Annotated in this window: 11 protein-coding genes; 8 read left to right on the top strand and 3 right to left on the bottom strand. The window is 72.7% G+C overall.

Annotated features, from left to right (window positions below; translation table 11 throughout):
• Window positions 1-36 precede the first annotated feature (36 nt).
• The gene (locus ACFVGO_RS14210; protein WP_359907163.1) at window positions 37-618 is read right to left on the bottom strand and encodes a MarR family transcriptional regulator; all 582 of its coding nucleotides are present in this window, start codon (window positions 616-618) and stop codon (window positions 37-39) included.
• Window positions 619-762: 144 nt separating this feature from the next.
• Here ACFVGO_RS14210 and ACFVGO_RS14205 point away from each other — a divergent pair, with 144 nt between their 5' ends.
• From ACFVGO_RS14205 to ACFVGO_RS14190, 4 genes are all read left to right on the top strand, one after another.
• A complete protein-coding gene (locus ACFVGO_RS14205) occupies window positions 763-2,067 on the top strand; it encodes an MFS transporter (RefSeq protein ID WP_359907161.1) in 1,305 nt (434 codons plus the stop codon).
• A 187-nt stretch (window positions 2,068-2,254) separates the two neighbouring features.
• Complete coding sequence (locus ACFVGO_RS14200; RefSeq protein WP_380352573.1) at window positions 2,255-3,886, top strand: dolichyl-phosphate-mannose--protein mannosyltransferase; 1,632 nt, start codon at window positions 2,255-2,257, stop codon at window positions 3,884-3,886.
• 117 nt (window positions 3,887-4,003) lie between these two features.
• Window positions 4,004-4,789, top strand: a complete 786-nt coding sequence (locus ACFVGO_RS14195; protein ID WP_359907158.1) for an ABC transporter permease — start codon at window positions 4,004-4,006, stop codon at window positions 4,787-4,789.
• A 294-nt stretch (window positions 4,790-5,083) separates the two neighbouring features.
• Window positions 5,084-5,668, top strand: coding sequence for a TMEM165/GDT1 family protein (locus ACFVGO_RS14190; protein WP_359907155.1), 585 nt, complete (start codon window positions 5,084-5,086; stop codon window positions 5,666-5,668).
• A 61-nt stretch (window positions 5,669-5,729) separates the two neighbouring features.
• On the opposite strand, the gene ACFVGO_RS14185 is transcribed toward ACFVGO_RS14190, so the two are convergent.
• Window positions 5,730-6,950, bottom strand: coding sequence for a hypothetical protein (locus ACFVGO_RS14185; protein WP_380352569.1), 1,221 nt, complete (start codon window positions 6,948-6,950; stop codon window positions 5,730-5,732).
• Window positions 6,951-7,388: 438 nt separating this feature from the next.
• Here ACFVGO_RS14185 and ACFVGO_RS14180 point away from each other — a divergent pair, with 438 nt between their 5' ends.
• Together ACFVGO_RS14180 and ACFVGO_RS14175 are read left to right on the top strand one after the other, a co-directional pair.
• Window positions 7,389-9,461 (top strand): MFS transporter, encoded by a 2,073-nt coding sequence (locus ACFVGO_RS14180; protein ID WP_380352568.1) that lies wholly within the window; start codon window positions 7,389-7,391, stop codon window positions 9,459-9,461.
• A 44-nt stretch (window positions 9,462-9,505) separates the two neighbouring features.
• Window positions 9,506-9,985, top strand: coding sequence for a hypothetical protein (locus ACFVGO_RS14175; protein WP_359907147.1), 480 nt, complete (start codon window positions 9,506-9,508; stop codon window positions 9,983-9,985).
• Window positions 9,986-9,999: 14 nt separating this feature from the next.
• Here ACFVGO_RS14175 and ACFVGO_RS14170 read toward each other — a convergent pair whose 3' ends face one another.
• Complete coding sequence (locus ACFVGO_RS14170) at window positions 10,000-10,491, bottom strand: MarR family winged helix-turn-helix transcriptional regulator (protein WP_380352564.1); 492 nt, start codon at window positions 10,489-10,491, stop codon at window positions 10,000-10,002.
• 20 nt (window positions 10,492-10,511) lie between these two features.
• Here ACFVGO_RS14170 and ACFVGO_RS14165 point away from each other — a divergent pair, with 20 nt between their 5' ends.
• Together ACFVGO_RS14165 and ACFVGO_RS14160 are read left to right on the top strand one after the other, a co-directional pair.
• Window positions 10,512-10,949 (top strand): cupin domain-containing protein, encoded by a 438-nt coding sequence (locus ACFVGO_RS14165; RefSeq protein ID WP_380631983.1) that lies wholly within the window; start codon window positions 10,512-10,514, stop codon window positions 10,947-10,949.
• A 102-nt stretch (window positions 10,950-11,051) separates the two neighbouring features.
• The gene (locus tag ACFVGO_RS14160) at window positions 11,052-11,375 is read left to right on the top strand and encodes an antibiotic biosynthesis monooxygenase (RefSeq protein ID WP_117487522.1); all 324 of its coding nucleotides are present in this window, start codon (window positions 11,052-11,054) and stop codon (window positions 11,373-11,375) included.
• Window positions 11,376-11,436: the final 61 nt, after the last annotated feature.

Genomic DNA, 11,436 nt, shown 5'->3' with positions numbered 1-11,436 from the left:
GGCCGGACCCGTTTCGCGTTCCCCGGCCTCCCGGGGTCAGTCCAGGCCGGCGGTGCGCCCGAGCGCGTCCGGCCGGCTCTCCTCGATCCGCCGCAGCATCCGGCCCAGCATCGCGGAGAGCGCGGTCCGCTCCTCGCCCACGACGTCCTGGAGCAGCTCCTCCTCGAAGACCGCGGCCATCCGCATCGACTCCAGCCACTTGTCGCGGCCGGTCTCGGTGAGCTCGATGATCACCCGCACCCGGTTGGTCTCGTCCCGCTCCCGGGTGACCAGTCCGTCCGCCACCATCCGGTCGATCCGGTGCGTCATCGCCGCCGGGGTGAGCCCGAGGCGCTTGGCCAGCTCGCCCGGCCCGAGCCGGTACGGGCTGCCGGACACCACCAGCGCCTTGAGCACCTCCCACTCGGCGGAGGTGATTCCGAGCACAGTCAGCTGCCGGTCGTACGCCACGCCCATCCGCCGGGAGACCCGGTTGAGGGTCTGCACGATCGTCTCCACCTGGGGGTCGACGGTGGGGAATTCCCGCTGGTAGAGGGCCACCTGCTCGGCGATGCCGAACTCCAGGGGGGTGGCCGGGGCGGGCTTGCCGGCAGCCGGCGGCGGCTTGTCCGTAGTCATGCGGACCAGTGTCGCACGAGGGTGCACTCCTTAAGCCTTTGACTCAGCAGTCTTCGGGTGCTAAGACTTTATCTCGTCAAACTTTAGCTCTGAAATCTTCTGGACTTAAGAGTATCCAGTTGAAACCAGGAAGGGATGTGCACGGTGACCGGCACGGTGAAGCAGCAGAGGCAGCAGCGGCGTGGAGCGGGCGGCCCGCTGCGCCGCGTCCAGATCGGCAACGCGCTCAGTGCGTTCGGCAGCGGCTTCACGATGCCGTACATGTTCGTGTACGTGGACCAGGTGCGCGGGCTGGGCTCGCTGGCGGCCGGGATGGTGTTCACCGTCTTCGCGCTGGCGGCCCTCGCCGTCCTGCCGTTCACCGGCCGCGGCATCGACAGGTACGGTCCCCGCCCGGTGCTGCTGGCCGGTACGGCGCTCGCCGCCACCGGTGCGTTCGCCTTCGGCCACGCCACCGGCACCCCGGCCCTGCTGGTCTCCTCCTTCCTGTTCGGCGCCGGTGTCACCACCTGCCAGCCGGCGCTCGCCACGATGATCGTCCGCTGCTCCACGGCGGCCACCCGCTCGCACGCCTTCGCGCTCCAGTTCACCCTGGTCAACCTGGGCATGGGCATCGGTGCGCTGGTCGGCGGGCAGATCGTGAACGTGTCGGACCCGGCCAGCCTGACCCGGCTGTTCACCATCGAGGCGGTGACGTTCCTCGGCCTCGCCCTGGTCACCGGCACCGCCCGGATGCCCAGGACCCAGCTGACCGCCGTCCACGGGAAGGCCGACGGCCCGACCGGTCTGCGCGCCCTGCTCGCCGACAAGGCGATGGTGCGGCTCAGCATCCTCGCCGGGCTGATCTTCTTCACCTGCTACGGCCAGTTCGAGTCCGGCGTCGCGGCCTTCGCCACCGACACCGTCGGCACCGCGCCCTCCACCCTGGGCTTCGCGATCGGCGCCAACGCGCTGACCATCGTGGTGCTGCAGATGTTCATGGTGCGGATCACCGCCAAGCGCCGCCGCACCACCGCGATGGCCGCGGCCGGCGTGGTCTGGCTCGGCGCCTGGGCGATGGCCCTGGTGGCCGGCCTGATACGGACCGAGACCATGGCCGCCACGGTCGCCATCGTCTCGATCTACGCCCTCTTCGGCGTCGGCGAGTCGCTGCTCGCGCCCACCATGGGCCCGATCGTCGCGGACCTCGCCCCGGCCCGGCTGCTCGGCACCTACAACGCCGGGTACGCCCTGGTGAAGCAGATCGCGATCGCGGTCGGCCCGGCCGTCGGCGTGCTGCTGGTCGGCTCCGGCACCTGGCCGCTCTACCTGGCGGCCATGGCGGGCTCCACGCTGCTGATCGTCGCCATGGCGCTGCGGCTGCGCCCGTACCTCACGCCGGAGCAGGACAACGCGGCCCCGGCCGTGGTCCACACCGTCCCGGTCCGGGAGCTGCAGACCGCCGCGTAGCGGAACGGGCGGCAAGGGGGTTCGAAACGGGCGCCGACCAGGTCACCTGGTCGGCGCCCGTCGCGCTTGGCTTCGCGCGCACCGCCACATAGTGTCAGTGGCTGTTGACCGCCCTGCCCCGGCCGGAGCGGCACGACCCGGGCGGAGCCAGGACCCGGACAGAGCAGACAGGCGAATCGGCGAGGCTATGACGCAAGCGGCGCTCACGCACCCACCGGCGGCCCCGGCCACCGCCGCCCCGGCACCGGCCCCGCGCGGGGGCCTGGTCCGCTGGGCGGCCGACCGCTCCGGCTGGCTCGGACCGATCGCCGTGGCGCTCTTCGCCGGCCTGCTGCGGTTCTGGAACCTCGGCCACCCCGACTCCTTCGTCTTCGACGAGACGTACTACCCCAAGGACGCCTGGTCCCTGCTCCAGCAGGGCTACGAGGGCACCTGGCCCGACCACGCCAACGCCGACATCCTGTCCGCCCCGCAGTCGATCCCGCTGACCTCCGCGCCCGAGTTCATCGCCCACCCGCCGCTCGGCAAATGGGTGATGGCGGTCGGCGAGCAACTGTTCGGACTGAACCCCTTCGGCTGGCGGTTCATGACCGCCCTGCTCGGCACCGTCACCGTGCTGATGCTGGCCCGGATCGGCCGCCGCCTCTTCGGCTCCACCCTGATCGGCTGCACCGCCGCGCTGCTGATGTCGGTGGACGGCCTCCAACTGGTGATGAGCCGGGTCGGCCTGCTCGACGGCATCCAGATGTTCTTCGTGCTCGCCGCCTTCGGCAGCCTGCTGATCGACCGCGACCACGTCCGCGCCCGGCTCGCCGTCGCCGCCGAGACCGTCGGCGGTGACGCCGTCCGGCTCGGGTGGCGCCCCTGGCGGATCGCCGCCGGGCTGCTCCTCGGCGCCGCCTGCGCGGTCAAGTGGAACGGCGCCCCGATCCTCGCCGCCTTCGGCGTCCTGACCGTCCTGTGGGACCAGTCCGGCCGCCGCGCCGCCGGCGCCCGCCGCCCCTGGCGTTCCATGCTGCGCCGGGACGCCGTCCCCGCCTTCCTCGCCATGGTCGGCTCCGCCGTGGTGGTGTACGTCGGCGCCTGGAGCGGCTGGCTCGCCACCGGCGGCTCCGGCCCGACCGGCGGGGGCGGCTACGACCGGCACTGGGCCGACGGGCGCGCCGGGCTCTCCCCGGACAGCGTCCTCGGCATCCCGCTGCCGCAGGTCCCGATGAGCTGGGTGCCCGCGTCACTGCGCAGCCTGTGGCACTACCACTCGCAGATGTACGACTTCAATACCGGTCTGAGCACCCCGCACACCTACCAGTCCAACCCCTTCGCCTGGCTGGTCGACGGCCGCCCCGTCTCGATGTACTGGGAGCAGATCCCGTACGGGCAGCGCGGGTGCACCTCCTCGGGCGGCTGCGCCTCGCAGATCCTCGGCCTCGGTACGCCCTTCCTGTGGTGGACGGCCTGCTTCGCGCTGGTCTACCTGCTGTGGCGCTGGTTCTTCCGGCGGGACTGGCGCTCGGGCGCGGTGCTGTGCGCGGTGGCCGGGATCTACCTGCCCTGGTTCCGGTACCAGGAGCGGACGATCTTCTCCTTCTACATGGTCGTGCTGGTGCCGTTCCTGTGCCTGGCCGTCGCCCAGATGCTCGGGGCGGTGCTCGGCCCGCCCGGGTGCACCCCCGAGCGACGCCGGATCGGGGCGATCGGGGCCGGGGCGATCGTGCTCGCGATCGTCGGCTGCTTCGCCTTCTTCTACCCGCTGTACACGGCGGAGGTGATCCCGATGTCGTCCTGGCAGGACCGGATGTGGTTCACCAGCTGGATCTGAGGGCCCGCGCCCGATGGGCCGGATCTGGACGGATTGGATCTGCGCGAGTCGGATCCGCGCTAGTCGGATCTGCACGGGTGGGATCTGTGCGGGTCGGATCCGAAGGGGCCGGATCTGATGGCCCCGGCGGACCTGGCGGCCTCCGGCGGCCAGCTGCTGCCGGTCACCCCGGTGCTCGGGGTGGTCACCGCCGTGCTGCTGCTGGCCGCCGTCGCGGTGGCCGGGCGGGGACTCCTCGGCCACGGGCACGCGGTGCTGCGGGCCGGGCTGCGCGCCGTGGTGCAGCTGGCCGCCGTCGCCGCGGTGATCAGCTGGGTGGTCGCTTCGCTCTGGTGGTCGGCGCTGTTCGTGGTGCTGATGTTCTCGGTCGCGGTGCGCACCGCCGGACGGCGGATGACCCCGGGCCCGGCCTGGGTCTGGGCGGCCGCCCCGATCGGCGCCGGGGTGCTGCCGGTGCTCGCCCTGCTGCTGGGCGTCGGGCTGCTGCCGCCCGAGGGCCTGTCCGTCATCCCGGTCGCGGGCATCCTGATCGGCGGGGCGCTCAGCGCGACCTCGCTGGCCGGGCGGCGCGCCCTGGACGAGCTGCGGCTGCGGCGCGGCGAGGTGGAGGCGGCACTGGCGCTCGGCTTCGAGGACCGCGACGCCCGGCTGGAGATCTGCCGGACGGCGGCGGCGACCTCGCTCGTCCCGGCGCTGGACCAGACCCGGACGGTCGGCCTGGTCACCCTGCCCGGGGCCTTCGTCGGGATGCTGCTGGGCGGGGCCTCGCCGGTCCAGGCGGGGGCGGTGCAGCTGTTCGTGCTGATCGGGTTGCTGGCGGTGGAGTCGGTGGCGATCGTGGTGGTACTGGAACTGGTCGGGCGCGGGCTGATCGCGGCCGAGCCGGACGGGGGCGCCCGGTAGGCGGGTCGAGCGCCGTCGATCCCCGTAGACCCTTGTCGGCCTCCGTGGATCTCCGTGGATCTCCCGGGGCGGGTCGGTCGACGCCGTCGGGTACGCTTGGGGCCGTTGAAGGGGAGTAGCCCTCCACCGGACCGTCGACATACTGGCCCCCAGGGGCCCGGCGCCCGGGGTACCGCTCGATGAGCGGTACCGGCGAGACCTTCGGCCGCAGTGCTGTGACCATGACCAGTGCTGTCGGGCCGAAGCGTCCCCTGACGGACCTGCGGAGGCCGGGCAGCCCGACCGAGGACTCCTATGAGTATCACCGTTGCCGCGTTGACCTTCGGCATCATCTTCCTGGCCGAACTGCCGGACAAGACCGCGCTGGCCAGCCTGGTGCTCGGCACCAAGTACCGCGCGAGCTACGTCTTCGCGGGCATCGCCGCCGCCTTCGCCCTCCAAGTGGGCCTCGCGCTCGTCGCCGGGCACCTGCTCACGCTGCTGCCGCACCGCTGGGTGGAGGGCGTCACCGGCCTGCTGTTCCTGGTCGGCGCGGCGATGCTGCTGTTCCACGGCGGCGAGGAGGAGGACGAGCACGCGGCCAAGGAGCCGTCCTCGAACAGCTTCTGGAAGGTGGCCGGGGCCAGCTTCGTGGTCGTCGCGATCGCCGAGTTCGGTGACCTGACCCAGATCATGACCGCCAACCTGGCCGCCAAGTACGCCGACCCGCTGGCCGTCGGCCTCGGCTCCTGGCTGGCGCTGTGCGCGGTCGGCGGGGTCGCCATCGTGGGTGGGCAGAAGCTGCTCAAGTACGTGCCGATGAAGCTGATCATCCGGGTGGCGGCGACGATCATGGTCGTGCTGGCGGGCATCAGCATCTTCGGAGCGATCACCGGCTGATCCTCTGGGCGACTGGCGGCCGGCGGTGGCCCTCGGGGCGGCCGCCGGCCGAGCCGTGCGGTCAGCAGGTGCTGTGCTTGTCCAGGGCGGCGCGGGTGTTGGGGCCGAAGATGCCCCGCTTGTCGCCCTTGACGTCCCACATCCACTGGACGTAGCCGACGGTGTTCACGGTGGTGTCGTCGTACTGCCCGGTCACCGGCACGCTCGCCCAGCAGACGACGACGGCGAGCTTCTGCTGGAGGGCTGTGACGTCGGGGCCGCTCATTCCGTACTGCAGGACCCGCGGCGTCGAGGTGGCGGTGGGCGTCGGGGTCGGGGTGGGGGTGCTCGGCGCCGGCGCGGTCGGCGTGGGGGCCGCGGCGGGGGGAGCGGCCGGTGCCTCGGCGGTCGGCGTGGCGATCGGGGGCGGGGTGGCCGTCTTCGTCGGGCTGGGCTTGCGGGTGGGGGTGGGTGTGGGGCTCGGTGCCTCGCTGGTCGGCGCCGCGGCGCTCGGAACGGGTGTCGCCAGGGTGGGCGGGTCCACCGGCGCGGGCGCCAGGGTGCTCGTCGGCAGCGGCTGCGCCTGCTTGGCCGGCGGCTCGTTGGAGGGCGTCACCGCGTACGCGACACCGATGGTGAGCGCCACCAGGGCGGCGCCGACCCCGGCGAGCAGCCCCTTGCGCTGGGCGAGCGGGTGCCGGTCGGCCTGTTCGGCCGCCCTTCTGGCGGCCCGTCCGCCACCGGCCTCCGGCCCGGGTACGGCCTGGCCGGCGTTCGGGCCCCGGCCGGCGTTCGAGGCGGGCCCGGGGTCCGGCGCCTGCCCGAAGGCGAAGAGGCCGATCTCGTTCCCGGCCGGCCCCGAGGGCGGCACCGGCGGCAGCAGGGTGGTGGCGTACGCCTCCGGGTGGGCGCCGAGGTCCGGGTAGCCGTCGCCTGCCGGGTAGCCGTCGGTGCCCGGGTGGGCACCGGCGCCCGGCCCGAACGGGGCCTGCCCCGGGGCGACGGGCGGCAGCACGGTGGTGGCGTACGCGTCCGCGTCCGGTCCGAGCGGCGGAGCGGCCGGCGGCCCGGGCTGCCCCGGGGGTGCGGGCGGCAGCACCGTGGTCGCGAACGGGTCCACCACCGGTGCGTTCGGGTGGGTCTCGTCGGCCAGCTGGTCGGCGGTCTGCGGGACGTACGGGCGGACCAGTGGCGGGCCCTCGATGTGGGGCAGGACAGCAGTCTCGGTGAGGCTCGGGTCCGGGAGGCAGCCGCACCCGGTGGAGCGTGCGGTGCCGCACGTCGGGCAGTGCTGGTCCGGCATCGGCCGGTCCTCCTCGGTTTCGCGTCGACTTCGCGGGCGGCTGTTCGGTCGTTCGGCTGTTCGGTCGTTCGGTCGTTCGGTGCGCCGTCCGGGCGGAACCGGGCGCACGATCGCGCCTGATTATGCAGGACCGCCCGAAGGGTGGACAGGGGCGTCCGTCCCCCCGCGGGGAGGTTGTGCCGATTGGTGCCGGTTGGCTCTCCGGAGAACGCCCGGGGCGCGGCGGTTGTCCCCGGCGCTTACGCTCGGCTCAACCCGGTGGAACAAATCGGGACGAACCAGCGAGCGTTGTGAGCTGGGAGTGATCATCTGCCCGGCCCGGCCGACGGGCCCGCGACCCCCCACGGAGACGCCATGCCCACGGAGACGTCGTGATGTCGACGGAGAAGCCATGGCCGACGGAGAAGCCATGACGGAGAAGGCCATGACGGAGACGTCATGACGGAGTCGCACGCCGCGTCCGACCGGAGCACCGCGGCCGGGAGCGGCCCGCCGGCGGTCACCGTCCCCAACCTCTGGGTGCCGATCGGCGCCCTGCTGCTGGCGATGCTGCTGGCCGCCCTCGACCAGACCATCGTCTCCACCGCGCTGCCGACCATCGTCAGCGACCTCGGCGGCCTCGACCACCTCTCCTGGGTGGTCACCGCCTACCTGCTGGCCTCCACCGCCGCGACCCCGCTGTGGGGCAAGCTCGGCGACATGTACGGCCGGAAGCGCTTCTTCCAGGCCTCCATCGTGATCTTCCTGCTCGGTTCGGTGCTGTGCGGGATCGCCCAGAACATGGGCGAACTGATCGCCTTCCGCGCGCTCCAGGGCCTGGGCGGCGGCGGGCTGATGGTGCTCTCCCAGGCGATCGTCGGCGACCTCGTCGCCCCCCGGGACCGCGGCCGCTACCAGGGCCTCTTCGGTGCCGTGTTCGGCGTCACCAGCGTGCTCGGGCCGCTGCTCGGCGGAGTGTTCGTCGACCACCTCAGCTGGCGCTGGGTCTTCTACATCAACCTGCCGATCGGCATCGTCGCCCTGGTGGTGATCGCGACGGTGCTGCACGGGCGGGAGGTCCGGCGCGAGCACCGGATCGACTACCTCGGCACCGTCCTGATCGCCGCCGTCGCCACCTGCCTGGTGCTGATGACCTCGCTCGGCGGGACCACCTGGGCCTGGACCTCCTGGCAGATCGTCGGCCTCGGCGTGCTCGGCCTGGTGCTGCTGCTCGCCTTCGTCCTGGTCGAGCGGACCGCGGTGGAGCCGGTGCTGCCGCTGCGGCTGTTCCGCTCGCGGACGTTCAGCCTGGTCGCGGTGATCTCCTTCGTCATCGGCTTCGCGATGTTCGGCGCGCTGACCTACCTGCCGACCTTCCTCCAGGTGGTCCAGCGGGTCTCGCCGACCATGTCCGGCATCCACATGCTGCCGATGGTGCTCGGCATGCTGCTCACCTCGATCGGCTCCGGCCAGATCGTCGCCCGCACCGGCCACTACCGGATCTTCCCGATCGCCGGGACGGCCGTGACCACCGTCGGGCTGCTGCTGCTCTCCCGGCTGGACGAGCACAGCAGCACCGCCGAGATGAGCTTCTACTTCCTGGTCTTCGGCCTCGGGCTGGGCCTGGTGATGCAGGTGCTGGTGCTGATCGTGCAGAACTCGGTCGGCTACGAGGACCTCGGCGTGGCCACCGCGGGCGCCACCTTCTTCCGCTCCATCGGGGCCTCCTTCGGCGTCTCCATCTTCGGGACGGTCTTCGCCAGCGGCCTGCGCAGCCGGCTCGCCGACGCGCTGGCGGGGGTGCCGCTGCCGCCCGGCTTCCAGCCGGAGGCCATCACCGCCGACCCGCGGGTCATCCCCCAACTGCCGGCCGCCGTCCAGCCGGCGGTCTACCACGCGTACGCCGAGTCGATCACCCGGGTGTTCCTGTACGCGGTGCCGGTCGCGGTGGTCGCCTTCGTGCTGTCGCTGTTCCTGCGCGAACAGAAGCTGCGCTCCGCAGTCACCGGGCCGGACCTCAGCGAGTCCATCGGCGTCAATCCGGTCGAGCGCAGTTCGCTGGACGAGATCGCCCGCGCGCTCTCGGTGCTGAACAGTCGCGAGGCCCGGCGCGACCTCTTCCGGCGGATCACCGAGACCGCCGGACTGGACCTGCGGCCCGCCTCCAGCTGGCTGCTCCTCCAGATGCACCAGCACGGCTCGGTCGAGCCGGCCGAACTGGCCGAGCGGCGGATCGTCCCGGTGGCCGTCGTCGAGGAGGCCGCCCGGGAGGTGGAGGGCCGGGGGCTGGCGGTGCGGTCCGGCGGGCTGCCGCTGCGGCTCACCGAACCGGGGGAGGAGGTGGCGCTGCGGCTGGTCGCCGCCCGGCGCGCCCAGCTCGCCGAACTGCTGGGGGACTGGGACGAGGAGCGGTACGCCGAGCTCGCCGGGGTGCTCAACCGGCTCAGCTCCTCGCTCTGCGCGGACCTGCGGGACCGGCCGGACTCCTCGGGGCCGGAGCCGCCGTACCGTGGGGAGGGGCGGTCGTTCTGACCGTGCGTCGGCCTGTCGGGTGCGGCAGGGAAGGGTGGTGCGGCATGCCGCTCGAAATCGAGCGCAAGTTCCTGCTGGAGGCCTTCGAGCCGCCGGGCACGGCGGTGCGGCAGCGCATCGAGCAGGGGTACATCGCGATCAAGGACGACGGGACGGAGGTGCGGCTGCGGCGGATCGCCGGCAGCTGCGTCCTCGGTGTCAAGCGCAAGGACTCCTCGGCCGGCGCGCCGGTCCGGATCGAGGTGGAACGCGAGCTCGGGGAGCGGGAGTTCACCGAGCTCTGGCCGGCCACCGAGGGCGCCCGCCTGGTCAAGGACCGCTACACCTTCGAGGCGTCCGGCGTCACCGTCTACGCGGACGTCTACCAGGGGGAGCTGGCCGGGCTGCGCACCGTCGAGGTCGAGTTCGGTTCGGAGGCCGAGGCGGAGGCGTTCTCGGCGCCGGAGTGGTTCGGCGCCGAGATCACCGGCGTGAAGGCGTACAAGAACCAGACCCTCGCGACCCTCGGGCTCCCCGGGTCCTGACCTCGGTGCCGGGGTTACGGCGCCCCGAACCAGCGCGGGGTGTCGAGGCGGAACGGGTCGCCGGGGGCGAGCCGGCGCAGGCCGTCCTCCAGCTGCCGCAGCTGCTCCTCGCCCAGGGTCGCGGCCCACTCCTCGCGCAGCTCGTCGAAGATCCGGGCGGAGCGGACCAGGCAGTCCACCCCGCGCCCGGTGAGCCGGACCAGCTTGCGCCGGGTGTCGGAGGGGTCCGCGGCGCGCTCGACGTAGCCGAGCTGCTCCAGGTTGTCGACGGTCTTGCCCGCCGCCTGCTTGGTGACGCCGAGGCGGCGTCCGAGTTCGGAGGCGGTGGTGCCGTGCGGGCCGATCGCCTGGAAGACGAAGCCGTGCATCGGGCGCAGGTCGGGATGGCCCTCGCGGGCGATGCGCTCGTGCAGCTCGTCGATGATCGTCCGGAAGGCGAGCAGCAGGCGCAGCGGCAGCTCGAAGCCCGGCGGGGGCGCTTCACTTGACACGATAGACAACCTCATTGACCATATAGACAACTTCATTGACCATCTTAGGGGGTTCCTTCACCATGCCCGTGATCCGCCGGACCGACGCCCGCCGCACCGCGACCCCGAACGCCGTCATGACCACCTACGCCTCGCCCACCCAGGGCTCCGCCGCCCTCGCCGTCTGGCACGTCGACATGGCCGCCGACACCAAGGGCCCGCTGCACGCCATGGACACCGAGCAGGTCTGGACCCTGCTCACCGGCGCCGCCCGGGTCGACCTGGCCGGGGAGGCCTTCACCCTCGCCGCCGGCGACACCGCCGTCCTCCCCGCCGACACCGTCCGGCAGATCGCCACCACCGACGGCTTCACCGCCGTCGTCGCCTCCCCGTCCCCCGCCCACGCCTACAACCCCGACGCCCGCACCCCCGAGGGCGCCTGCGACCTCGCCCCGCGCGACGACCAGCGCGTCCTGCCGCCGTGGATCGCCTGAGCCCGGCCCGCCCGCGCCCACGGGGGACGGCCGGAGGCCCGCCCCGGCCGTGAGGTGTAGCAGACTGCTGCCGTAAGCAGTCCCCGGAGCAGAAGGAGCCCCATGTCCGTCGTCAAGATCAACGTGCTGACGGTGCCGGCCGAGCAGCGCGAGGTGCTGGAGCAGCGCTTCGCCTCCCGCGCCGGCGCGGTGGAGAACTCGGACGGCTTCGAGTGGTTCGAGCTCCTCCGCCCCGTCGAGGGCACCGACCAGTACCTCGTCTACACCCGCTGGCGCAGCGAGGAGGACTTCAAGGCCTGGATGGAGGGCCCGATGAAGGCGGCCCACCAGAACGGCCCCTCCGGCGAGGCCCCCAAGCGCCCCGCCGCCTCCGGCTCCACCCTCTGGTCCTTCGAGGTCGTCCAGTCGGCGGGCCCCAAGGCCTGAGGTTCGTCCGGCAGTTGCGGGGGGGGAGGGGGTTTGTGGGAGGCAAAACGGAGGGGGGTCT

Origin of the sequence: Kitasatospora sp. NPDC057738 (assembly GCF_042798815.1) — a bacterium.
Taxonomy (GTDB): domain Bacteria; phylum Actinomycetota; class Actinomycetes; order Streptomycetales; family Streptomycetaceae; genus Kitasatospora; species Kitasatospora lactacystinica.
The sequence above is the reverse complement of the archived record's forward strand: the minus strand, read 5'-3'. Positions and strand labels throughout refer to the sequence as shown.

Bases quoted from the DNA above. Each gene is read 5' to 3' on its own strand.
- ACFVGO_RS14195 (WP_359907158.1), top strand. From the start codon at position 4,004: ATGGCCCCGGCGGACCTGGCGGCCTCCGGCGGCCAGCTGCTGCCGGTC.
- ACFVGO_RS14160 (WP_117487522.1), top strand. From the start codon at position 11,052: ATGTCCGTCGTCAAGATCAACGTGCTGACGGTGCCGGCCGAGCAGCGC.
- ACFVGO_RS14175 (WP_359907147.1), top strand. From the start codon at position 9,506: ATGCCGCTCGAAATCGAGCGCAAGTTCCTGCTGGAGGCCTTCGAGCCG.
- ACFVGO_RS14170 (WP_380352564.1), bottom strand. From the start codon at position 10,491: ATGAGGTTGTCTATCGTGTCAAGTGAAGCGCCCCCGCCGGGCTTCGAG.
- ACFVGO_RS14190 (WP_359907155.1), top strand. From the start codon at position 5,084: ATGAGTATCACCGTTGCCGCGTTGACCTTCGGCATCATCTTCCTGGCC.
- ACFVGO_RS14185 (WP_380352569.1), bottom strand. From the start codon at position 6,950: ATGCCGGACCAGCACTGCCCGACGTGCGGCACCGCACGCTCCACCGGG.
- ACFVGO_RS14200 (WP_380352573.1), top strand. From the start codon at position 2,255: ATGACGCAAGCGGCGCTCACGCACCCACCGGCGGCCCCGGCCACCGCC.
- ACFVGO_RS14210 (WP_359907163.1), bottom strand. From the start codon at position 618: ATGACTACGGACAAGCCGCCGCCGGCTGCCGGCAAGCCCGCCCCGGCC.
- ACFVGO_RS14180 (WP_380352568.1), top strand. From the start codon at position 7,389: ATGACGGAGTCGCACGCCGCGTCCGACCGGAGCACCGCGGCCGGGAGC.